Annotated in this window: 23 protein-coding genes and 1 pseudogene; 15 read left to right on the top strand and 9 right to left on the bottom strand. The window is 59.0% G+C overall.

Translation table 11 applies throughout. The features are described from left to right. Positions 1–540: 540 nt before the first annotated feature. The gene (locus EDE09_RS18380; protein WP_132412235.1) at positions 541–759 is read right to left on the bottom strand and encodes a hypothetical protein; all 219 of its coding nucleotides are present in this window, start codon (positions 757–759) and stop codon (positions 541–543) included. A 123-nt stretch (positions 760–882) separates the two neighbouring features. On the opposite strand from EDE09_RS18380, the gene EDE09_RS18375 reads away from it, so the two are divergent. From EDE09_RS18375 to EDE09_RS18365, 3 genes are all read left to right on the top strand, one after another. Continuing rightward, positions 883–1,404: a sigma-70 family RNA polymerase sigma factor gene (locus tag EDE09_RS18375; protein ID WP_132412233.1), complete on the top strand. Its 522-nt coding sequence runs from the start codon at positions 883–885 to the stop codon at positions 1,402–1,404. A 351-nt stretch (positions 1,405–1,755) separates the two neighbouring features. Further along, positions 1,756–2,619, top strand: coding sequence for an SDR family oxidoreductase (locus EDE09_RS18370; protein WP_165924220.1), 864 nt, complete (start codon positions 1,756–1,758; stop codon positions 2,617–2,619). Next, entirely contained in the window at positions 2,616–2,795 is a 180-nt protein-coding gene (locus EDE09_RS18365) for a patatin-like phospholipase family protein (protein ID WP_245505191.1), read from the top strand. The genes EDE09_RS18370 and EDE09_RS18365 overlap by 4 nt, the downstream gene beginning before the upstream one ends. A gap of 172 nt (positions 2,796–2,967) precedes the next feature. Here the strand turns inward: EDE09_RS18365 and EDE09_RS18360 are convergent, their stop codons facing one another. Next, the gene (locus tag EDE09_RS18360) at positions 2,968–3,672 is read right to left on the bottom strand and encodes an SMC-Scp complex subunit ScpB (RefSeq protein ID WP_132412231.1); all 705 of its coding nucleotides are present in this window, start codon (positions 3,670–3,672) and stop codon (positions 2,968–2,970) included. Between the two features lie 10 nt (positions 3,673–3,682). After that, the gene (locus EDE09_RS18355) at positions 3,683–4,639 is read right to left on the bottom strand and encodes a DUF1403 family protein (RefSeq protein ID WP_132412229.1); all 957 of its coding nucleotides are present in this window, start codon (positions 4,637–4,639) and stop codon (positions 3,683–3,685) included. A gap of 124 nt (positions 4,640–4,763) precedes the next feature. Here EDE09_RS18355 and EDE09_RS18350 point away from each other — a divergent pair, with 124 nt between their 5' ends. Then, positions 4,764–5,897 carry a site-specific integrase gene (locus EDE09_RS18350; RefSeq protein ID WP_132412227.1) on the top strand — a complete coding sequence of 378 codons (1,134 nt, stop codon included), beginning with the start codon at positions 4,764–4,766 and terminating at the stop codon, positions 5,895–5,897. A gap of 246 nt (positions 5,898–6,143) precedes the next feature. On the opposite strand, the gene EDE09_RS18345 is transcribed toward EDE09_RS18350, so the two are convergent. The 3 genes from EDE09_RS18345 to EDE09_RS18335 all read right to left on the bottom strand — a co-directional run bounded on the left by EDE09_RS18345 (position 6,144) and on the right by EDE09_RS18335 (position 7,940). Next, positions 6,144–6,725, bottom strand: a complete 582-nt coding sequence (locus EDE09_RS18345) for a cysteine hydrolase (RefSeq protein ID WP_132412225.1) — start codon at positions 6,723–6,725, stop codon at positions 6,144–6,146. A gap of 103 nt (positions 6,726–6,828) precedes the next feature. After that, positions 6,829–7,650, bottom strand: a complete 822-nt coding sequence (gene nadE / locus EDE09_RS18340) for an ammonia-dependent NAD(+) synthetase (RefSeq protein WP_132412223.1) — start codon at positions 7,648–7,650, stop codon at positions 6,829–6,831. Positions 7,651–7,694: 44 nt separating this feature from the next. Next, complete coding sequence (locus tag EDE09_RS18335; protein ID WP_132412221.1) at positions 7,695–7,940, bottom strand: hypothetical protein; 246 nt, start codon at positions 7,938–7,940, stop codon at positions 7,695–7,697. A gap of 110 nt (positions 7,941–8,050) precedes the next feature. Here EDE09_RS18335 and EDE09_RS18330 point away from each other — a divergent pair, with 110 nt between their 5' ends. The 3 genes and pseudogenes from EDE09_RS18330 (at position 8,051) to EDE09_RS28950 (ending at position 9,615) form a co-directional block, all read left to right on the top strand. Further along, positions 8,051–8,584 carry a DUF4142 domain-containing protein gene (locus EDE09_RS18330; protein ID WP_132412219.1) on the top strand — a complete coding sequence of 178 codons (534 nt, stop codon included), beginning with the start codon at positions 8,051–8,053 and terminating at the stop codon, positions 8,582–8,584. A gap of 57 nt (positions 8,585–8,641) precedes the next feature. After that, positions 8,642–9,205 (top strand): annotated as a pseudogene (locus EDE09_RS28955) (LLM class flavin-dependent oxidoreductase). Positions 9,206–9,219: 14 nt separating this feature from the next. Further along, entirely contained in the window at positions 9,220–9,615 is a 396-nt protein-coding gene (locus tag EDE09_RS28950; RefSeq protein ID WP_348631326.1) for a hypothetical protein, read from the top strand. Positions 9,616–9,972: 357 nt separating this feature from the next. On the opposite strand, the gene repC is transcribed toward EDE09_RS28950, so the two are convergent. The 3 genes from repC to repA form a co-directional block, all read right to left on the bottom strand. Then, positions 9,973–11,217, bottom strand: coding sequence for a plasmid replication protein RepC (gene repC, locus EDE09_RS18320; protein WP_132412217.1), 1,245 nt, complete (start codon positions 11,215–11,217; stop codon positions 9,973–9,975). Between the two features lie 156 nt (positions 11,218–11,373). Further along, positions 11,374–12,369 (bottom strand): plasmid partitioning protein RepB, encoded by a 996-nt coding sequence (gene repB, locus EDE09_RS18315; protein WP_132412215.1) that lies wholly within the window; start codon positions 12,367–12,369, stop codon positions 11,374–11,376. Positions 12,370–12,453: 84 nt separating this feature from the next. After that, positions 12,454–13,644, bottom strand: a complete 1,191-nt coding sequence (repA, locus tag EDE09_RS18310) for a plasmid partitioning protein RepA (RefSeq protein ID WP_132412213.1) — start codon at positions 13,642–13,644, stop codon at positions 12,454–12,456. Between the two features lie 376 nt (positions 13,645–14,020). On the opposite strand from repA, the gene EDE09_RS18305 reads away from it, so the two are divergent. From EDE09_RS18305 to trbL, 8 genes are read left to right on the top strand one after another with little or no spacing between them, the layout of a single operon-like run. Then, positions 14,021–14,659: an acyl-homoserine-lactone synthase gene (locus EDE09_RS18305; protein ID WP_132412211.1), complete on the top strand. Its 639-nt coding sequence runs from the start codon at positions 14,021–14,023 to the stop codon at positions 14,657–14,659. Next, the gene (gene trbB, locus EDE09_RS18300; protein WP_132412209.1) at positions 14,656–15,627 is read left to right on the top strand and encodes a P-type conjugative transfer ATPase TrbB; all 972 of its coding nucleotides are present in this window, start codon (positions 14,656–14,658) and stop codon (positions 15,625–15,627) included. The genes EDE09_RS18305 and trbB overlap by 4 nt, the downstream gene beginning before the upstream one ends. Beyond that, positions 15,617–16,027, top strand: coding sequence for a conjugal transfer pilin TrbC (gene trbC, locus EDE09_RS18295; protein ID WP_132412207.1), 411 nt, complete (start codon positions 15,617–15,619; stop codon positions 16,025–16,027). The genes trbB and trbC overlap by 11 nt, the downstream gene beginning before the upstream one ends. Next, complete coding sequence (locus EDE09_RS18290) at positions 16,020–16,319, top strand: conjugal transfer protein TrbD (protein WP_132412205.1); 300 nt, start codon at positions 16,020–16,022, stop codon at positions 16,317–16,319. The genes trbC and EDE09_RS18290 overlap by 8 nt, the downstream gene beginning before the upstream one ends. 11 nt (positions 16,320–16,330) lie before the next feature. Continuing rightward, a complete protein-coding gene (locus tag EDE09_RS18285; RefSeq protein WP_132412203.1) occupies positions 16,331–18,799 on the top strand; it encodes a conjugal transfer protein TrbE in 2,469 nt (822 codons plus the stop codon). After that, on the top strand, positions 18,771–19,580 hold the full coding sequence (gene trbJ / locus EDE09_RS18280; RefSeq protein ID WP_132412201.1) for a P-type conjugative transfer protein TrbJ: 810 nt from the start codon (positions 18,771–18,773) through the stop codon (positions 19,578–19,580). The genes EDE09_RS18285 and trbJ overlap by 29 nt, the downstream gene beginning before the upstream one ends. Next, entirely contained in the window at positions 19,577–19,804 is a 228-nt protein-coding gene (gene trbK, locus EDE09_RS18275) for an entry exclusion protein TrbK (RefSeq protein ID WP_132412199.1), read from the top strand. The genes trbJ and trbK overlap by 4 nt, the downstream gene beginning before the upstream one ends. Next, positions 19,798–20,988 (top strand): P-type conjugative transfer protein TrbL, encoded by a 1,191-nt coding sequence (gene trbL / locus EDE09_RS18270; RefSeq protein WP_132412197.1) that lies wholly within the window; start codon positions 19,798–19,800, stop codon positions 20,986–20,988. Before trbK ends, trbL begins: the two co-directional genes overlap by 7 nt. The last annotated feature ends 11 nt before the right edge of the window (positions 20,989–20,999 follow it).

Below are 20,999 nucleotides of genomic sequence, written 5' to 3'. Positions count from 1 at the left end.
CTACCTCCTGAACGAAGTGCTGTCTTTGCACAAAAAGAGGTCGGCTGAACAGACTGCCAGTCATTGGGTCCTCCATCTGCCGAAGTGATACGAAGGATTTAGTAGTTCCTAATTGTCCGTTCAAGAATGTCGCTTGGCGCCTTGACGCAGATTTCCGCTTCCCCGACCTTTTGTTTAGTCCGGTTCACTAGGTGATAGAACGGCGGGTGCAGCGAACCTACCACATTGGCAAAATGGGGCTAGCGTCGCACCGCGTTCACCACATCGTTGCAAAGGTCGCAAAACGCAACACACGAGAGATCGTACAGGATGCATCGCTGTTCACGCAGAGATCAGTCCTATCACTTAGGATGCCCCGGCATCAGCCCAAGTTGGCGACTTAGGCGCAGATGGAAGGAGAGGCGTTCTTGATCGGGTTCACCAGCATCCGCTCAAGCTTCAACTCGCTTGTTTCCGCACTATATTCACTGATTTCATCATGGTGAAGTACCACGTCTGGCCGGCACGGATGCGGTATCTGCGGTCCTCCAATCAGCCGGATCAATGACGGACGGAAGAACGAGACAGCAGCTTGTGGGCCACCCCGACGAACGTGGCGATGACGTCCGCCTCCGGCAGCTCATTGCGCTTCGCAAATGAGGTCAGTAACAACGCCGAGTTTTTCGCAGCCGACGTACTCTCGGGATCCAGGTAGCTCCGACTGACCTCCGTCAGATCGTTTGAAACAGCGTGCAGTAAGTCCCTCATAGTCTCCGTCATGAATTAGCTCCTCGGAGAGCGTCATTAACATTGGAGGTTGCCGAGAGTCCCCCTAGGTGCGGATGTTTTGGAACAATAGGCCAAAGGTCCTGGTTCTTTAGCATTGCCAACAAGGAGACGGCCATGTCACGATCCAGGCGTGATCACCTCGGAGATGAACTTGTGGCGCTGCTTCCAGCACTTCGCGCGTTTACGCGGCGCTTCGAACCTGATCCGGTAGACGCGGAGGATCTTGTTCAAGACACTCTGACAAAAGCGCTCTCCAACCTCGACAAATTTCAGGATGGTACGAGGTTGAAGTCATGGGTATTCACGATCGCCAGGAACGCCTTCTGCACCCGCTACGCCGCCCGCAAACGCATGGTCGTCGGGCTGGACGCGTGCGTATCCGAACTGCCGGCTGTCGCCCCACCGCAGGAATGGGCTGTTTCCATGAGCGAATTCAATCGAGCCTACGGGGCTCTTCCTCCAATAAACAGGATCGCCATTGACCACGTCCTGTTCCAGGGTTCGAGCTATGAGGATGCAGCCCTCGCCTGCGGATGTGCGACCGGAACGATCAAAAGTCGCGTGAACCGCGGACGCCAGATGCTGGTAGTTGCCATGGACCCAGATCCCCGTCAATCTAGAATGTCCGGAAGATGAGGCCAATCGTTGCCATCTAGACGGAGCTTCGCTGGCGCACCACGCACGGCGGCATTACGCAATCGACCAGCGGCGATTGCTGTCACGCCAACAAGAGGCGGATCAATCGCCGGCTGCATTGCCAGCAGATGATGTCACTACCCGAACTTCCCCCTTGCGATCGACGACATCGAGTCGAAAATCACAGCAGCAATGGAGAGGATTAAAAGCATAGGAGCGCGTTGCAAGGGATGCAACGTCGAGAAGCGCCGAAGCGAGAAATAGTTCCTCTCTCTCATCAGCGATTTGGTGCGGAACCTTGTGCTGTTCCCAAGGTTTGCAACCCACGACAATCAATCCAGGAGCTTTGCTATGACAGACATCCGTCGCCCCTTCCCTCCCTATGGCGAACAACAGCAGAAGCCGCCGGGCAAGACGGCGCTGATGGACCCGATTCCCGACCACGGCGAAAAATCCTACAAGGGAAATGGCAAGCTCGAAGGCAAGATTGCACTTATCACCGGCGCCGACTCCGGTATCGGCAAGGCAGTGGCGATCGCCTTTGCCCGCGAAGGCGCCGACATTGTCATCTCCTACCTCAACGAGGACGAAGACGCCCAAGATACGGCCAACTGGGTCGAGGACGCGGGACGCAAGGCGCTGGTGCTGGCCGGTGACATCAAATCCGAAGATTACTGCAAGACGCTGGTGCAGCGCGCTGTGGAAGAGTTCGGGGGTCTTGATATTCTGGTGAACAACGCTGCCTTCCAGCGGACCTATGCCGACATCGCCGACATTACCGCCGAGGAATGGGACGAGACGTTCCGAACGAACATCTATGCGCCGTTCTTCTTGTCGAAAGCTGCGGCTCCTCACATGAAGCCCGGCAGCGCGATTATTAACACGACTTCGATCCAGTCGAGACAGCCATCGCAGCAACTCTTGGCCTATGCATCGACCAAGGGGGCGGTTTCGAATTTTACGGCTGGGCTCGCGGAAATGCTCGCCGAGAAAGGTATCCGGGTGAACGCGGTTGCGCCGGGGCCGATCTGGACGCCACTGATCCCCTCAACCATGCCGGCGGAAAAAGCCGCAAAGTTCGGTGAGCAGACGCTGCTGAAGCGAGCCGGACAGCCGGCAGAGCTCGCCGGCGCCTATGTCCTCCTGGCATCGGAGCTCGGAAGTTATATGACTGGCGCGGTTATTCCGGTCACAGGCGGCGAGATCATGATTTGACGATCGAAGTCTCCCCGGAGGTCTGGCTCTGCCTGTCGGGAGGCAACGCCCTGGGTGCCTACCACGCCGGGGCGTACAGCGCCCTGCACGCGGCGGGCATTCGCCCCAAGCGTGTTGACGGGACATCGGTCGGCGCGGTCGTCGGCGCATTGATCGCCGGAAACAGGCCAGCTTAAAGTTCGCGTGCTCTGTCCTCAATCCCGCCGGCCTAACAGCGGATCCCTTTCGCTGCGGTCGATCTCGACGCCGTCTTCATCATCCTCAGGTTCGTCTCCCATAGCCACTGGGATATCGACGGCGAGCTCGTCAGCCCAGTGCTGATAACAAAACGGCTTCAGACATCGGGCCTCATTCAATAAAGGTCGGTTCCTCATCCGTGTCGTTTTCGCCGCCCCCTGAGGCGGCGATTTCGTTTTGTACCGCGTGTCGGCTCAGCAGGCCCGCGTCCTCGAGCGCTTCGATGTTTGGCAGGTCGCGTAGTGTCTCCATGCCGAACGCGGAGAGGAAGTGCGCGGTCGTCACATAGGTATAAGGCGCACCTGGCGTCGGACTGCGCGGCCCGGAGCCGATGAAACCCGCACCACGCAAACTGCCGATGACGTCGCGGCTGACTTCCTTGCCAAAGATCTTCGACAATTCTCCCCGCGTAATCGGCTGGAAATATCCCACCGCCATCAGCACCATCGCCTCAAATTCCGACAGCGCCGCCGCCCCTCCCCTCGTCGGCGCCGAAGACGCGCGGATCGTTTCGGCGAACCGCGGCCGGGTGCGATGCTGCCAGCCGCCAGACACCGATAACAACTCGTACGGTCGGTCTCGCAATTCCTCACGCAGATCATCAATGAGCAGATCGATGCTGCAGTCTTTTCCCACGACCCGCGCCAGCGTCTCGCGGCTGACGGGCTCGGCCGAAGCAAAAATCACCGCCTCGACCCGCATCATCCATTCCCGCCAGCGCATTTCCGGCGGCAGATCGTCCAGCTCGCGATCAAACAGGACATCGTCCCGGGGATTCCTTTTTGCGTTCCGGCGTGGTTGCGTTGCTGCGCTCATCCAACTCGCCTCACAACCCAAAGATCCGGAAAGAGGAGCGGCCGGAGAGCTCGCGCACCGCCTCAAAACTTTCCAGACGCTCGAACAGCCGGTTGGCCGCCCAGCGCGACAGTTTTGAGCCCGGCGCGGCCGCCGGCACGCCGTCGTCGGTCAGTAATCGGCGGATCACCGGCTCGGCTCCCTTGGTGCGGACCTTTGGCAGTATTTCCAGCAGCCGTGCGGCCCGACGATCGATCTCCGCCGCGGAGCGCAACGCGGCCTCAACCCCATAGACCAGCGCCAGGCAGATCGCTTTTGGATAGGCAGGCTCTCCCGGTCGGACGCGACCGCGGCCACCAATGGTACGGAAGGCAGATCCAAATCGCTCTGGGAGCAGCAGCGGTACGGGTCTCGGCCAACCCAATTTCTGGGCCAGCACGACCTCGGCAAGACCGAGCGCCATCACCTCGGCGTCCGGGCGAACGGCAAAGATCGCCGTTATCAGGTCCGCCACCGCGAAGGGTGCTGCTCGCCCGGACTGATTTGCAGAATCGACCATGTCGGGGATTGAGGCAAGCCTATCGTCCCACTTCATTCCAAGGAGTGCAGCAAGCTCCCTAACGAACGGTGTGGTGATGACCGTCCCGGACTGGCGCGCAAGCATTCGTGTAGCCAGAAACAATTTTCCCGCCGGACCGGGATCGTCACCCGTGGCAGTGAGCATTACCGCATCGCGGATACTGGTTTCTTCCTCGCTGCGGCCAAGCATCCGGACAGCGACACCGGCTGATTTGAGGGCGAGGCGGTCGCGCCAGCAGCCTAACCACGGTGGGTCGGCGCGAATCAAATCGTCGAGGAATTTCAAGGCGATACCGGTGACGAAGGCTGCATCGGATTCGGTGAAGTCGTGTACTCGCGACCGGGTCCACCTTGGCAAGTGAGATGACCAGACTGACGCGTTCGGAGTGTTGGGCGCAAGCGAATCCATGCGGCAGAGAATAAACCGCCTGTGCAGTTTGTGCCAGCAATATTGCGCTTAACCGCACGGCATGTCGGCGATGTAATACGTCCGATAATCTTGCATTATCGGACGTTTTTGTCATTATAGAGAAATGGCCCAAATCATCGAGCAAAACGCCGAAATTCACGGCGAGGAGACCTCAGCGCCGTCTCGCAGCACGGCGCCTGGGCGTGATGTTTCCGCGCCGGAGGTGTCGAGCGAAAGCCCCCTCCCCTCTCTCGCCGTTCAGGACGAGACGCCAGCCCATCTCGCAGGTCTTGCTGATCGCGCCCGGGGTTATGTTGAAGCCGCCAGTTCCGCCAATACGCGCAAAGCCTACGCCGCCGACTGGAAGCACTTTTCCGCATGGTGCCGGCGGTCGAATCTCACTCTCCTCCCCCCGCATTCGCAAACCGTCGGGCTCTATATCACCGCCTGCGCTTCAGGCACGGCAGAACGGGGTGCAAAAGCGAACTCAGTCTCGACCATCGAGCGCCGCCTCTCCTCACTTTCGTGGAACTACGCCCAGCGTGGCCTCTCGCTTGATCGCAAAGACCGGCATATCGCCACCGTGATGGCCGGCATTCGCAACAGCCATTCCAAGCCTCCGGTCCAGAAGGAAGCGGTCATGGCTGAAGACATCATCGCCATGGTCGAGACGCTCGATCGCGGCACGCTCCGGGGCCTGCGGGATCGGGCCATGCTGCTCGTGGGCTATGCCGGCGGCCTGCGGCGCTCCGAGATCGTCGGTCTTGATGTCAAAGCCGACCAGACGGAGGACGGCCGGGGCTGGATCGAGATCCTCGACAAAGGCATGCTTGTCACTCTGCGCGGCAAAACCAGATGGCGGGAGGTCGAGGTCGGCCGAGGTTCCTCCGACGCCACCTGCCCGGTCGCGGCCGTCGAGACCTGGATCAAGTTCGCCAGACTGGCGCATGGCCCCCTCTTCCGCCGCGTCACAGGACAGGGCAAGGCGGTTGGATCCGAGCGATTGAATGACAAGGAGGTGGCCCGGCTTGTGAAACGATCGGCGATGGCTGCCGGCGTTCGCGGCGATCTCAGTGAGATCGAGCGGGCTTTCAAGTTCTCCGGCCATTCCCTACGCGCGGGCCTGGCCTCTTCCGCTGAAGTCGATGAGCGTTACGTCCAGAAACAGCTCGGTCATGCTTCAGCGGAGATGACACGCAGATATCAGCGCCGGCGGGATCGCTTCCGCGTGAATCTGACCAAAGCATCAGGGCTTTAGTTGGCCCCTCCCCTACTCCCGAGCGAAACGTAAGGCGAAATTCAGTGGCGAATTTCTCGCTTAGCGCTTCAATTGAAATCGGGAGCTAAAAGCCGCCCTGGGCGAGAGACGTCTGCGGTCGATTGGCTTCTTTTACCCAAAAACGTCAAGATCGCGACCGCGATATCACCGGGGTTCTGTTCGACGACCATGGTGGCCGCTATCAACAGCAAAGCCTCGGACGTCGCCCCCCCTGGACTCCCGGTGTTAGCAGGCACGGCTGAGAAAGTCCCCCGTCAATGCGATTTCCAGTTGGACCGAGAACCGATCACCCAGCAACTCGAGTGAAGCATCGTGTGTTTCATCCGCCCCACTACAGACGGCATCTTTCAGAAGGATGACACGGTAGCCGAGGTCGATTGCTCCGATGGCTGCAGCCAGAACGCAGACGTCGGTTTCTCCGCCCGAGATCGCCAGCATCTCGACCCCCTCCCCTGCCAGCACGCGATGAAGCTCGCCAGTGGTCCATGGCGAATAGGTCATCTTGTCGAAGATCCTCGCCGGCGGGACCAAGGCCTTCATAGACGGAACGAGGTCGACCATCTCCGGTCCGAGTCGATCGAGGGTCATCGTGTCCCACTTCTCGTAATAACTCCGCCACATGCCGCGCATGTCGTCTGCCCGCTTGGGCGGCACGAAGCGCGTAAAAACCGTCCTCTGCGGATGATACTTTGCGATTTCCAGGATCTGAGGCGAGACCTCTCGCATCCATGGCACATGCCAAGGCGTGTCTTCGGCAAACATACGCTGCATATCGATGCACAAGTGAATCCAATTAGTATCGTTCATCGCATCCTCCGCCCGCCACGAACCAGAAGAGCAGGCAGAGTTTTTTCTGGCTAAAGCCGATGCGGTGCCCGCGGTCTCGCATAATGGCGCTCTTCATCCCGCTCTACCCGATGGGAGCCACCGGCAGGTCGCGCTTGTGTCCGCTCGCCTGATAGGTCGTCAGAATCCGTAGTCGCGCAGGCTCCGCGACCGCCTTCCCTTCCAGGAAGTTATCGATCTCCTCATAGGTGACGCCATAGACGTCTTCATCAGGACGAAGGGGTGCGTCGGATTCGAGATCCGCGGTCGGGACCTTGAACACCAGTTCTGCCGGAGCCCCCATATGCTCGGCTATCGCCCTGACGCGACGTTTCGTGAGGCCAGCAAGGGGCAATATGTCGGCCGCTCCGTCGCCGAACTTCGTGAAGAACCCCATCAGCGCTTCTGCCGCCTGATCCGTTCCGATGACGAGACCGCCGGTCGCGCCAGCCAAGGCATATTGCGCGATCATCCGTTGACGTGCCTTGATGTTACCGAGATGGAACTGTTTGCGCGCCGGCTCGACCAGATCCCCGCCTTCGACCATGACTGCATCGAGCATGGCATCGGCGGCAGGCTTGATATCGATCGTGAGGACGCGATCCGGTCTGATCACAGCAAGGGACTTCTGTGCGTCCGACTCGTCTGCCTGGATGCCATAGGGCAATCTGACGGCGATGAATTTTGCGTGGTATCCATCAGCGCGGAGTTCTGAAACTGCCTTTTGTGCAAGGAGGCCAGCAGCGAGAGAGTCGACACCACCGCAAATGCCCAGGACGAAGCTCCGGCATGATGACTGGCGCAGGTAGTGGCTCAGGAACTCGGTGCGTTGTTGGACCTCGCGCTCCGCGTAGAAATCAACGCTGACCCCGAGAGCTGCCGATATCGATTGCTGTTCTTCGTCCAATGGATCCCCCCGTGGGCTATGGCTATTGATCTCTGACAGAGCCTCTATGACAGCAACGGCTGGTCCTGTTTCCAATCGCGATAGGGCGCCAGCTTCTGGCCCGGAAACCGCCGCTCTATTTCCTCTTCCACCAAGGCAATTCGAGAGAGAGTTTCGTCACGATCGCTGACATCGTCCTCGCTATGTTGTTCCAGCAGGCTCATGGCGTCGAAAATTTCGTCAATCGTCATAACCTCAAGTCGAGATGCGAAATCTGAGATGTCTTCACGCAAGATCTCTTCGGTGTTCATCGCTGGCTTCCTCCGTTTGGTGAGAAAACCATAAGAGATTGAATTTGTTCCCTCTCCTGGAACCATGGGGCGTCGCGTTGGTTATCGGGACACTCAACAGGAGACTCGTCATGAAAAAAACCATCATTCTTGCATCCATCCTTCTCGCTACCGCTGGTTCCGCGGCAATGGCGCAGTCCACCGCTGAAAAAACCGGCGTCAACTCTGTTATGGGTGTCGCCCCCAAGACCGAAGACTTCGTGCTTGAGGCAGCCAGCAGCGACATGTTCGAGATCGAGTCCAGCAAGCTCGCTCTGGAACGTGCGGACGAAAAGACCAAGGCGTTTGCACAGCAGATGCTGACCGACCATCAGAAGACATCTGACGAGTTGAAGGCCATGGTGACGTCCGGAAAGGTCAAGGCGACAATCCCGTCCGCGATGTCGTCCGCGCACCAGGGAATGCTCGACGACCTGAAGAAGCTTCAGGGTGACGATTTCACCAAGCAGTATCACTCCGATCAGGAGGACGTGCATGAAGATGCGGTCGATCTGTTCAAGCGCTATGGCGACGAAGGCGATAATGCAGAGCTGAAGGCCTGGGCTGCAAAGACCCGGCCGGCATTGGAACACCATCTTCAGATGGCCACGGACATGAACAAGTAACAAAAGCTTGCCGCCCCGCTGAGATTTTCACGCGGGGGCTTTTCTTTGAGGACGCCAATGCTGATCGGCTACCACGCCTCTCACGAACAATTCTCGCCAAGCGAGTTGCTGGAATACGTCCAGGCGGCTGAGCGTGCTGGCTTCCAAGCGATCATGACATCCGATCACCTGGCGCCGTGGAGCGAGAGACAGGGAAATTCCGGCAACAACTGGGCGTGGCTCGGCGCTGCCATGGCGAAGACCAGCTTGCCATTCGGAAGCTTGGCGATACCAGGTGGATGGCGCTAACATCCCGTCGTGCTGGCGCATCTGGTCGCGACCTTGAGTCAGATGTTTCCAGATAGGCTGCGGTGGATTGCTCTTGGAAGCGGGGAAGCCCTGTATGAATACGCCGTCGGACGCGGTTGGCCGGCCAAAACGGGACGAAACGCAAGATTAGAAGCTGCATCAGAAATCATTCGAGCTTTGCTTGCCGGTGAGAGGGTGGCGTCTGACGAACCCGGGCTCAAGACACAAGACGCAAAGCTGTGGTCCCTTCCAGAGAAGCCACCTTGTTGTTGGGCGCGGCACTCACAAAGCAGACCGCAGCCTGGATTGGAGAATGGGCAGATGGGATGGTGACAGTTCGCAAGCCGATGAACGAAATGAAGCAGATGTTGGAGGCATTCCGAACGAGCGGCGGGGCCAAAAAGCCTCTTGCCCTGCAGGTTCAGGTGTCCTGGGCTCCCACCATAGATGAGGCTCGAATGGCCGCTTGGCATGAGTGGCGCAATGCTGCAGTCAAGCCCGACCTTTTGGCCGAGCTTAAAACCCCAGCAGAATTCGATGCCGCTTCACGCGAGGTGACACTTGAGGAGATAGACAACTTCATCCCGTTGATAACCCGCGGCACTGAACTTTTCGATCTGGTCGAAGAATGCGCCGCGTGCGGCTTCGAGGAGGTCTACATTCACAACGTTTCTCGAGATCAGCACGGGTTCATGCGTTTCGTGGCCGAGCAGATGTTCAGGCCGGAGTTACGCAATGGCTGACTCTTTTAGAACGAGCGTCCGCAGAGTCCGCTTCAGTGGGTCCAGACCTTGGGAAGGACTGGATGACTATGCCGAACGGACGGTGATGCAGGAAGCGCTGTTTTACCAGTCTAGCATTCGAACGTCCCGGTGGACGACCGCTTCGTCGAATTGTCTGATCTGCGGTCCCAGTTGCGTTCGTCCCGATACTCGGACGCTTCGTCTCACAATCAGACATATCGGCTCAAAAAATTTATCGTCAACTAGCGTAACTCCCTATAACGCAACAGGAAATCGCGGAAAAAAACGGCTGACAAGTCGGTCCTTCCACGCCCGAGCCTGACTTTCTTCTACCCATTGACTTTGGATTGAGCCGCTTCAGGCGGTTTTTCGATGACCGTCGCCATTCACTCTCATAAGAGCCATCAGCATCGGCCCGAGCGAAAACTCGCCTCGTTCAGCCCGTCTGGTCAAATTCCGCAGATAGCCTCCGGCCGAAGTTATGAAATTCGACCGCTCCAGAATGCAGGCCACCGCAACTGCCGCATTCTCCGGACCCATGGCATTGCAGGCCTCCTCGTAGGCTGAGGGGCTGACGCCGAGCATTGATCTCACGACGACGGCCGCTTTCAGGAGCTCGCGCCAGTGTTCAATGCGCCCGCCGGGTCCGTAATCAGCGATCTGCGGGCAGGCACGAAGGACCATTCCGAGCGGGAATGCCTTGATCGGCTCAGGTCTCGTCTCCGGTCGCCCGTTCGGCTCATTCCTCGCCAGAGGTTTATCCGCCAGGCTCTCGCCCTGCTTCTTTCCAGAGCTAGGTTCAAGTTCATTTATAGATTCGGTATTTGAATTCTGTATGTGGCAGCCATTGTGAATGGCATTGCCATGCATATCTTCGGTTTTTAGCTGTGTTTCCAGGATGTTGAGAGCCTCTTCCCGCAAGAGCTCCATCTCGTCGAGCGTAATCTCGACCTGTGCACGGTTCGGATAGCGCGGGAGGCGGGCGAGAATACTGACGTACTCAGATTCCACCTGCTCCCAGTTGCCAGTAGCGCCCTCTTCCACAGCTGCCGAGATCAGCTTGCGCACATCGCGACGGCAGATCGTGAGCGCTTCCTTTGCGCGGCGGAAACGAGCGCGTTCGGCGGCGACGTCTTGCGCCATAAGGGCGAGTTCCATGGCACGAGCCAGCAGCGGTGTCAGGTCAAATCCGTAGGCCTGTTCGACCTCGCCATCTCGGTTGCGGTGCGCATAACGTTTACCGTTCGGGCTGTCGCGCCGCAGAATAAGACCGGCATCGACAAGTGCAGCGAGTTGCCGGCGCAGCGTCGTCTCGGTGATTCCGTGGGCCCGCACGGACAACTGGGCGTTGGATGGGAAAACGACCAACCCCTGGCTCGGATTGAGCTCTGCGTGAGGGTGAAACGTCAGGAGGGCATCAAGGACGGCAAGCGCCCGGTCTTGGATGCCCAGGCGTTCCCGTGCCTCACACACGTCTCGAAAAACTTTCCACTTTTCGATACGCGTGTCCGGCTGGGGATTTTCGATCGCCATCTGGCCTCGTACCAGGGCGAGCGACATCGGCCGCCGCCCAAAGGGCGTCGTCACATGTCCCGTCTGCATTTTTCTCTCACCTTGCTTCAGGCAAAGGAAATCCGCTCACCAAATCGGCGCCAAGACTCTTGACTGTGATTCCGGGAAATGCGATTCTCGATCCTGCTAGAGATGACGAGAGAGGCTTCCACGGTTCGCCGTTTGGGGGCCTTTTTCTTTTGCGGTTCAGTCTCCGTTAGTTTCGGTTTTCGATCCTTTGTACTCTTCGTACAAACGACCCATGTGAGAAGACAGCCATTCGCTGAAAGGCCGGGCTTCAACATTCGTAAGCTCGATGGCAACTTTCTTTGCCTTCGAATTTATCGCCACGTTCAGTGCACGATCGGTCGAGGTCCAGTCCCGGACCGGGACTTCAGCCTTCGGCTTCTTCGCGGCTGACTTCGCCTTGTATCGCTTCAGGTAGTCATGGAGCGCATCGAAACGTTCGTTTTCAGGAAGATTGTAGAGTTCGGCCTTTTCCGAATACTCCACAGCCGCCTTCGACAGGGCAGGGGCAAGCACGAGCTGGCGAAGGCTCAGCCACCGGTCGCGCCCGATTTTCTTTGACGCGCCCAGTGCCGTGATAACTGATGCCGGCACTGCCTCGACAACGGCCAGCATCTTCGAGAGCATAGCCTCGTCAATGGCCAGCGACGATCGGACCACTTCCTTCGTCATTCCTGACGCGATCAGGTTCTGAGCGAAGTATGCACGTTCTATGAAGGACAGGTTCGAACGGGCCGCGTTTTCCTGTCCCTGTACGATCGCCGAAGTCGCGTCGTCGAGCTTTTTCACGATTGCCTTGACGGGGACTCCGAGCTCGCGTGCGACCCTCAGGCGACGATGCCCGAACACAACCATGTATCGTTTGGCATCTATTGAACTGGGACGAACGAGGATAGGGGTCGTTTGTCCTGATTCCTTGATTGCCTGGAGCAACTCCTGGAATTCTTCCCCATCGTCGGACAGGCGATCGGCAACGAAAGAGACATCGATCAATCGCGGATCAAGATCCACGATCACCTCGCCTTCCATAAGCTTCTTGGTGTTTTCAGCCATGTCCTCGATGGAGCGGACAACCGTCTTGGCAGCTCCTGTCATACCGTAGCCCGGTTTCGTCGGGGTCTGGTTTGCTGAGATCGCCGCGATATCCAACTTCGCAAACGGATTTTCACGGGACATGAGTGCCCTCCAAGACTTCTCTCAACGCCGGTAAGCCATTGTTCGGATTTCGCAAAACGGTAAAAAAAACGGCTGACAAGTGCCTCATTTTCTCCCCCACACGCCGTGTATGAGCTCGACGATTTCCCCATTGGCCGCGTTCAAGCTCTCCATGGCGCGGTCGTAAGTCGCACGGACGAACTCTCCGCGCTCTACCTCGTACAAAGTCTGCTTCTTGATAGACGCATCGGAAATCGCAGTGGATTTTAGCACATGGTTCCTGAGCATCTGCTGTGCAAACATCGACTGCATGAACCCGACCATCTGTGCCTGCGGAATGTCCGTCGGTTCGAATCGGGTAATGAGGTATCGGAACCATTGAACGCTCATTTCGGCGCCGGCCTCGGCGACCGGCCCCATGATCCCGCCGAGCATCATCAGGAACTGACTCATCGACATGATGTCCAGCATCTGAGGATGAATGGTGATGAGGATCCCGGTCGACGCCATGAGTGCGGTGATTGTCAGGTAGCCGAGTTGCGGAGGGCAGTCGATAACGACCACGTCATACTTGTCATCGACCTGCTTCAGAGAGCTGGCGATTCGCATGTAGAATAGTCGACCGTCCTCACCCTTCTTGGAAGAGATCGCCAGCGGCACGTCGTATTCGTACTCTTGGAGAACCAGGTTTGCCGGCACGACATCCAGTCCCGGAATGTTGGTCGGCTGGATGACGTCGGCGATTGACTTGCGTTCGTCGTCAAATCGAAGGGCCTCATAGAGAGAGGCGGTATCATCAAGCTCGGGTTGGATCCCGAAAAGGGAAGTCAAAGACGCCTGCGGGTCAAGGTCGACCGCCAGCACACGATGGCCCGTAAGGGCGAGATACTGAGCAAGGTGAGCGGCAGTGGTGGTCTTGCCGCTTCCGCCCTTGAAGTTAACGACCGAGACGACCTGCATCGGTTCGCCTTCCCGCCGTCTGGGGACGTAATACCGCTTGTCGGATTTCTTGTTGGCCTCGAGATAGTCGCGAAGCTCAAGCATCTGGTCGGCCGTGTAATACCTGCGTCCACTGACCGATTCGATCTCCGGTCCCTTTCCGTCGGAATGCAGTTGCCTGAGATGGGTCTGCGTTACCCCTATGAAGTCAGCAACCTCCGCAAGCTGGAACTTGCGCAATCCCTTGCGAGCGTCGGGCGGGTACTGCTGACTGCGCAACATGTGCAACGCACTTGAGATCTTCGCCCCCTGCTGGGCGATCTCGATATCAAATCTGTTGGCCAACATATTGCTCATTTCGCGAACTATTTCCCGGAGGTCTTCACTTTCGAAAAAATGGCTTGAGGGCCATCATTTGCGAAACTATCTCCCGATTCCCATCGCGCCGCAAGACATTTAAGGTTAACAACAAGTTAACTGAGTTCGCTGTAATCCAGTCCGCTCGCTGAATCTACGATATGTTTCCGCTAGTTAGTCAGATTCCAGTGGTGGCGTATAGTCGATGGAAACTGCAGATCTGCAGAAATCCGGCGCGTTTTGCACACCCCGCCGTGGTTTGATTCACAACTCGGCTACCCCGACTCGCCAGAATCACCACCTGCAGATCTGCAGATGGCCAACCATGGATTGAGGTGATCTTCATCCCGCGGACGAAGTTCACGCGGAGATCAGGATGCAGATTCTCAACGTCGCGCCCGACCAATATGTCGAGCACCAAAACTTTCTGAAGCAGATGTACCGGCTGCGCGCCGACGTGTTCGGCGGGCGGCTTGAATGGGACGTAACCGTCACCGATGGTGGGGAGCGAGATCAGTACGACGACCTGAACCCGACCTACATCCTCGCCGTCTCCGTCGGCAACAAGGTTGTGGGATGCGCACGCCTTCTTCCCGCGGTAGGTCCAACCATGCTGGAGCTGACATTTCCGCAGCTCTTGAGGGATGGTTCACTCAACGCAAACAGCGCGATGATCGAGAGTTCGCGCTTCTGCGTTGATACGACTTTGCCCGCAGGTAGGGGAGGGGGTCAGCTCCACTTGGCAACACTCACCTTGTTTGCTGGGATCATCGAATGGTCGATGGCGAATGGTTACGACAGGATCGTTACCGCCACCGATCTTCGCTTCGAGCGCATCCTGAACCGGGCAGGCTGGCCAATGGCGCGATTAGGTGAACCCGTGGCAATTGGCAACACTGTCGCCATTGCCGGCACACTTCCAGCGGATCAGGAGAGCTTCGAACAGGTTCGCCCATCGAACTATCGGTCCGATCTCTCTCGTACTGATGATCATTCGGAGAGGAGCGCAGCGTGACCCAGCTTCGCTCCCACACAAGACTTGTCCGCAAACTCCAGGACGCACTTGGCGACCAGCTCTGCGTAGCGCTCGACGATGCGACAGTCGTCGAGATTATGCTCAACCCCGACGGCCGACTGTTCATTGAACGCCTCGGTCACGGTGTAGCCGAAGCCGGGGTCATGGCGCCAGCGGCTGCGGAAGTCGTGATCGGCAGTGTCGCCCACGCACTGCAGTCGGAGGCAGATGACGAGCGCCCGATCATCTCCGGCGAACTGCCGATCGGTGGCCATCGCTTCGAGGGTCTGCTTCCGCCAATCGTATCCGGACCCGCCTTCACGATCCGACGCCGCGCATCGCGTCTCATACCGCTCAGTGATTACGTGTCCTCGAAGGTGATGACGGAGGCGCAAGCGTCGGCCATCCGCAGCGCGATTGACGCTCGCATGAACATCGTCATTTCCGGGGGCACTGGCTCCGGAAAAACCACGCTCGCTAACGCCATCATCGCGGAGATCGTTTTGAGCGCACCAGATGATCGCATGGTCATCCTCGAGGATACCGCCGAAATCCAGTGCGCGGCCGAAAACGCAGTCTGCCTGCATACCAGCGACAATGTGGACATGGCGCGTTTACTTAAAAGCACCATGCGACTGCGGCCCGACCGCATCATCGTCGGCGAGGTCCGCGACGGCGCAGCTCTCACACTTCTGAAAGCCTGGAACACCGGTCATCCCGGCGGGGTCACCACGATCCACTCCAACACGGCGATGTCGGCGCTCCGACGGCTGGAACAGCTGACGGCTGAAGCGAGCCAGCAGCCTATGCAGGAGGTGATCGGCGAGGCGGTCGACCTCGTGGTCTCGATCGAGCGGACGGGAAAGGGGAGGCGGGTCCGCGAGGTGATGCACATCGAGGGTTACCGAAACAACCACTACCAGACCGAACACTATGCCCAGATCGACGAGGACAGCCATGTCGCGTAACACCTATCCCATTCTCGCAGTCATCATGTTCGCTGCCATCTCCTTCGCCATTCCGGAGCCCGCATTCGCGGGCTCAGGTGGCGGCGGGCTTCCTTGGGAATCGCCATTGCAGCAGATCCAGCAGTCGATCACCGGTCCTGTCGCAGGGTTCATAGCGCTTGCCGCGGTCGCGATCGCTGGCGCCATGCTGATTTTCGGGGGTGAACTCAACGATTTCGCGCGTCGCCTTTGCTACGTCGCCCTGGTCGGCGGCGTTCTTCTCGGCGCCACCCAGATCGTCGCTCTGTTCGGTGCGACCGGTGCGTCGATCGGCGAGCACCGTGCCGAGATGGGCGCTGCTCCGAATGTCCCTCTGCCCCTGACGACGCTATCCGTGGCAGGGGAGTGGCATCGTGGCTGAAGCTGGCTCAAACCTCATCCGGTCCCGGGTGCATCGAGCCCTGTCACGTCCCAATCTGTTGATGGGCGCCGATCGCGAGCTCGTCCTGGTGACGGCGCTTGCGGCCGTCATCCTGATCTTCGTCGTCCTGACCTGGTATGCGGTGCTGTTCGGCATCGCGGTCTGGCTGGTTGCGGTAGCAGCGCTTCGCATGATGGCCAAGGCCGATCCGCTGATGCGACGGATCTATATCCGGCATATCTCCTACAAAACCTTCTACCGCGCGACATCCTCGCCGTGGCGCCGTTACTGAGGGAGTGCGAAATGGTCGCCCTTAAATCCTTTCGGCATTCCGGCCCGTCTTTTGCCGATCTCGTCCCCTATGCCGGGCTGGTCGATAACGGCGTCATTCTCCTGAAGGACGGCTCGCTGATGGCCGGCTGGTACTTTGCCGGCCCCGACAGCGAAAGTTCGACCGACGCTGAGCGCAACGAGGTGTCGCGACAGATCAATGCCATCCTGTCGCGCCTCGGTTCCGGCTGGATGATCCAGGTCGAGGCGGTCCGGGTGCCGACGGGTGATTACCCAACGGAAGAAGCAAGTCATTTCCCCGATTCGGTTACCCGCGCCATAGATGCCGAACGACGGGCGCACTTCCAGAAGGAGAGGGGACACTACGAGAGCCGGCACGCGTTGATCCTCACCTGGCGCCCGCCGGAGCCGAGGCGGTCCGGATTGACGCGCTATGTCTATTCCGACACCGGCAGCCGATCCGCCACCTATGCCGACAAAGCGCTTGAAACCTTTCTGACCTCGATCCGCGAGGTCGAGCAGTATCTCGCCAATGTTGTTTCGATCCGGCAGATGATGACACGCGAAACACCGGAGCGCGGCGGTCATCGCGTCGCCCGCTATGATGATCTCTTCCAGTTCATCCGGTTCTGCATCACCGGGGAGAACCATCCGGTGCGTCTGCCTGAGATTCCCATGTATCTCGACTGGCTGGTGACGGCCGAGCTGCAGCACGGTCTGACGCCACTTGTCGAGAACCGGTTTCTCGGCGTGGTGGCGATCGACGGCCTGCCCGCGGAAAGTTGGCCGGGAATCCTCAACAGTCTCGACCTGATGCCGCTCACATATCGTTGGTCGTCCCGCTTCGTCTTCCTTGACGCCGAGGAGGCCCGCGCCCGGCTGGAGCGTACGCGCAAGAAGTGGCAGCAGAAGGTGCGGCCATTCTTCGACCAATTGTTTCAGACGCAGTCGCGGTCACTCGATCAGGACGCGATGCTGATGGTGTCAGAGACCGAGGACGCTATCGCCGAGGCGTCGTCGCAGCTCGTGGCCTATGGCTACTATACGCCGGTCATCATCCTCTTCGACGAAGATCAATCCCGACTTCAAGAAAACTGTGAGGCGGTCCGCCGCCTGATCCAGGCCGAAGGTTTTGGCGCACGGATCGAGACGATCAATGCGACCGATGCATTTCTCGGCAGCCTGCCGGGCGTCTCCTATGCCAATATCCGCGAGCCGCTGATCAACACACGCAATCTCGCCGACCTCATCCCGCTCAATTCCGTGTGGTCGGGCAGCCCGGTAGCACCTTGCCCGTTCTTCCCAGTCGGGTCGCCCCCGCTGATGCAAGTCGCCAGCGGGTCGACACCGTTCCGGCTGAACCTGCATGTCGATGATGTCGGCCACACGTTGATCTTCGGCCCGACCGGCTCCGGCAAATCAACGCTGCTCTCATTGATCGCAGCCCAGTTCCGACGCTACGCCGGTGCGCAGATCTTCGCCTTCGACAAGGGAGGCTCGATGCTGCCGCTGACACTCGGGCTGGACGGCGACCATTACCAGATCGGCGGCGATATCGATCCGTCGACCAGTGGCGAGGCGAGGGCACTCTCTTTCTGCCCGCTAGCGGAACTCTCGACTGATGGCGACCGGGCCTTCGCTTCGGAGTGGATCGAGATGCTGGTTGCGCTCCAGGGTGTGACGATCACGCCGGACTACCGCAACGCTATCTCCCGACAGATCGGATTGATGGCAGAATCGCGCGGCCGCTCTCTCTCCGACCTTGTCTCGGGCGTGCAAATGCGGGAGATCAAGGACGCTCTGCATCACTACACCGTCGATGGTCCGATGGGACAGTTGCTCGATGCCGAGGAGGACGGTCTGGCGCTCGGCGCCTTCCAGTGCTTCGAGATCGAGGAACTGATGAATATGGGCGAGCGCAATCTCGTGCCTGTTCTGACCTATCTCTTCCGACGCATCGAAAAACGCCTGACCGGTGCGCCCAGCCTCATCATTCTCGATGAAGCCTGGCTGATGCTCGGCCATCCGGTGTTTCGCGACAAGATCCGCGAATGGTTGAAGGTGCTGCGAAAGGCCAATTGTGCTGTCGTGCTCGCCACCCAGTCGATCTCGGATGCGGAGCGGTCCGGGATCATAGATGTGCTGAAGGAATCCTGCCCAACGAAAATCTGCCTCCCAAATGGCGCGGCACGCGAACCGGGCACGCGTGAGTTCTATGAGCGCATCGGCTTCAATGAGCGGCAGATCGAGATCGTCGCGACCGCTATCCCAAAGCGAGACTATTACGTCGTGTCACCCGAGGGCCGGCGTTTGTTTGATATGGCGCTCGGTCCCGTCGCGCTCTCCTTTGTAGGTGCGTCCGGGAAGGAAGACCTCAAGCGCATCCGCGTCCTGCATCTCGAACATGGGGCCAGCTGGCCTCTCCATTGGCTCCAGCAAAGGGGAATCGCCCATGCCGACACGCTCATTCCAACCCAGTAGGACATCGCGCGCCGCGGTTGGTGCGGCTCTCGTGCTCTCGTCTGCTCTTTCTCTTCCTGCGCAAGCCGGCGGTGTCACGGGGCAAGCAACCGAATGGACGCAGCTTGCCAATAATGCGGAACTGATCAGCCTTGTCGGCAAGTCAGCAGAGCAGGTGAACAACCAGATTACCCAGATTTCGCAGTTGGCCGAGCAGATTCAAAATCAGCTCAACATTTACAAGAACATGTTGCAGAACACTGCGCAGCTTCCGAACCATATCTGGGGCCAGATCGAGAACGACCTGAAGAACCTTCAGAATGTAGTGGCACAAGGGGAGGGCGTCGCCTTCTCGATGGGCAATGTCGATGATGTCCTGAAGCAGCGTTTCCAGAGTTTTTCGGAGATGAAGAGCAACCTGCCGGACGGCGCGAGCTTCTCGACCACGTACCAAAACTGGTCCGACACCAATCGCGACACGATTGCCGGCACGCTGAAGGCAGCCAATCTGACGGCCGAGCAATTCTCCAGTGAGGAGAGCACGATGTCGCAGCTCAGGTCGATGTCGGAATCGTCCGACGGCCAGATGAAGGCGCTGCAGGTCGGGCACGAGATCGCCGCGCAGCAGGTCGCGCAGATGCAGAAACTGCGGGGTCTGGTCTCCCAGCAGATGACGATGATGGGCACCTGGTACCAGTCCGAACAGGCGCAAAAGGATTTGGCGCAAGCGCGGCGCGAACAATTCTTCAGTGGGACCGAGCGCGATATCAGGGGCGGCCAAACGATGGAGCCACGCTGGTGAGTTCCCGTCTGATCGTCATTATCGCCCTTGTAGCGGTCGTCTCCGCGGCGGGTGCAAGCGTCATAACCTCGGTCTTGCTTCGACCGGAGCCAGTCTTGGGATCTGGCGCGATCGCGTCAGGCTCTCCCTCCGATGAAGACCGGTACCGACATCGTGATGAGTTCTTCGGTGGAGACGCCAACCGCGACATCCGCGGCGGCCAGGAGATGAAACCGCGATGGTAGTTGCTCCGTCTTCCCGCACGCTTGACCGGGTGTTCATCTTGATCGCGCTCGTCCTGCTGGCGACCACCCCAGCCTTTGCACAACAGGGCCAGGTCCTGACCACACTCGAAAATTCGGTCGTCACCGCCGCCAAGGGCTGGGAGACGAGGGTGATGAATGCAGCCCGCTCGTTGTTCTGGATCCTCGCCGGCATCGAGGTCGCGATCGCCGCCGTATGGCTGGCGATCAACGCCGCCTCGCTCGACAGCTGGTTTGCTGAACTGGTCAAACGCATAATGTTCATTGGCCTGTTCGCCTTTATTCTTGACAGAGGACCGGAGTTCGCTAAGGCCGTCGTCGACAGTCTCTATCAGATCGGCGCCGGTGGCGGCTCAGCATCTCCCGCCAACATCTTCGATGCCGGCATTCGTGTCGCGACCAAAATGTCGGAACAGGCGAAGTTCGGGCTCTTCGAGGATAATTCCCTGGCGATCGCCGCCGTCTTCGCCATGGTCGTGGTAGTCGTGTCGTTCAGCCTGGTCGCTGCAATCTTCGTGGCCGTCATGGTCGAGATGTATGTTGGCCTCCTTGCCGGCATGATCATGCTTGGGCTCGGCGGTTCTTCGCATACCAAGGACTTCGCGATCAAATACCTGGTCTATGCCTTCTCCGTCGGCATGAAGCTGATGGCGCTGGTAATGATCGCCAAGATCGGCTCGGACATCCTTCTCGGTCTGGCAGAGGCACCAACCGCGACATCGGAACAGTTCATCACGACCCTCGCGATTGCCGGTATCTCCGTTGTCGTCTTCGTCATCGCCATGTATGTGCCGCCGATCCTGCAGGGCATGGTCCAGGGTGCATCGGTCGGCGGCGGCATGGAAGCCATTCGTCACGGCGGGCAAGCGGCATCCGCGGCACTCGGCGCCGGCTTCCTGACGATCGGTGCTGCCAACAGAGGATTCGGGGCCGCCAGTGCCGCAAGGTCAGGGGGCGCGTCTCTTGCGAGTGCGGCCCTGCGCGGCATGCAGGCCGGGATTGGTGGAGCCGCTGGCGCCGTCGGCTCGGCTGCAAAGGAAAAGGCGATTGGCTCACCCGGGGCCTATGCCGGATCGATGCTCGGCCTTGCCAACGCCAAGCTCGATCAACCATCCGGCCGGCCAGGCACACCGGCTCCACCACCGCCGATCAACGACAGCAAGTGAGGGGAGGCTGA

This window comes from Neorhizobium sp. S3-V5DH (genome assembly GCF_004343065.1).
GTDB classification, from domain to species: Bacteria; Pseudomonadota; Alphaproteobacteria; order Rhizobiales; family Rhizobiaceae; genus Neorhizobium; species Neorhizobium huautlense.
This window is presented reverse-complemented; position numbering and strand designations above follow the sequence as displayed.

Coding starts and splice junctions, on each gene's coding strand:
- EDE09_RS18305 (WP_132412211.1), top strand. CDS start 14,021: ATGCAGATTCTCAACGTCGCGCCCGACCAATATGTCGAGCACCAAAAC.
- EDE09_RS18350 (WP_132412227.1), top strand. CDS start 4,764: ATGGCCCAAATCATCGAGCAAAACGCCGAAATTCACGGCGAGGAGACC.
- EDE09_RS18345 (WP_132412225.1), bottom strand. CDS start 6,725: ATGAACGATACTAATTGGATTCACTTGTGCATCGATATGCAGCGTATG.
- EDE09_RS28950 (WP_348631326.1), top strand. CDS start 9,220: ATGAACGAAATGAAGCAGATGTTGGAGGCATTCCGAACGAGCGGCGGG.
- EDE09_RS18355 (WP_132412229.1), bottom strand. CDS start 4,639: ATGGATTCGCTTGCGCCCAACACTCCGAACGCGTCAGTCTGGTCATCT.
- EDE09_RS18285 (WP_132412203.1), top strand. CDS start 16,331: ATGGTCGCCCTTAAATCCTTTCGGCATTCCGGCCCGTCTTTTGCCGAT.
- repC (WP_132412217.1), bottom strand. CDS start 11,217: ATGCAGACGGGACATGTGACGACGCCCTTTGGGCGGCGGCCGATGTCG.
- EDE09_RS18335 (WP_132412221.1), bottom strand. CDS start 7,940: ATGAACACCGAAGAGATCTTGCGTGAAGACATCTCAGATTTCGCATCT.
- EDE09_RS18330 (WP_132412219.1), top strand. CDS start 8,051: ATGAAAAAAACCATCATTCTTGCATCCATCCTTCTCGCTACCGCTGGT.
- EDE09_RS18360 (WP_132412231.1), bottom strand. CDS start 3,672: ATGAGCGCAGCAACGCAACCACGCCGGAACGCAAAAAGGAATCCCCGG.
- trbC (WP_132412207.1), top strand. CDS start 15,617: ATGTCGCGTAACACCTATCCCATTCTCGCAGTCATCATGTTCGCTGCC.
- EDE09_RS18370 (WP_165924220.1), top strand. CDS start 1,756: ATGACAGACATCCGTCGCCCCTTCCCTCCCTATGGCGAACAACAGCAG.
- repA (WP_132412213.1), bottom strand. CDS start 13,644: ATGAGCAATATGTTGGCCAACAGATTTGATATCGAGATCGCCCAGCAG.
- trbJ (WP_132412201.1), top strand. CDS start 18,771: ATGCCGACACGCTCATTCCAACCCAGTAGGACATCGCGCGCCGCGGTT.
- trbL (WP_132412197.1), top strand. CDS start 19,798: ATGGTAGTTGCTCCGTCTTCCCGCACGCTTGACCGGGTGTTCATCTTG.
- EDE09_RS18380 (WP_132412235.1), bottom strand. CDS start 759: ATGACGGAGACTATGAGGGACTTACTGCACGCTGTTTCAAACGATCTG.
- repB (WP_132412215.1), bottom strand. CDS start 12,369: ATGTCCCGTGAAAATCCGTTTGCGAAGTTGGATATCGCGGCGATCTCA.
- EDE09_RS18375 (WP_132412233.1), top strand. CDS start 883: ATGTCACGATCCAGGCGTGATCACCTCGGAGATGAACTTGTGGCGCTG.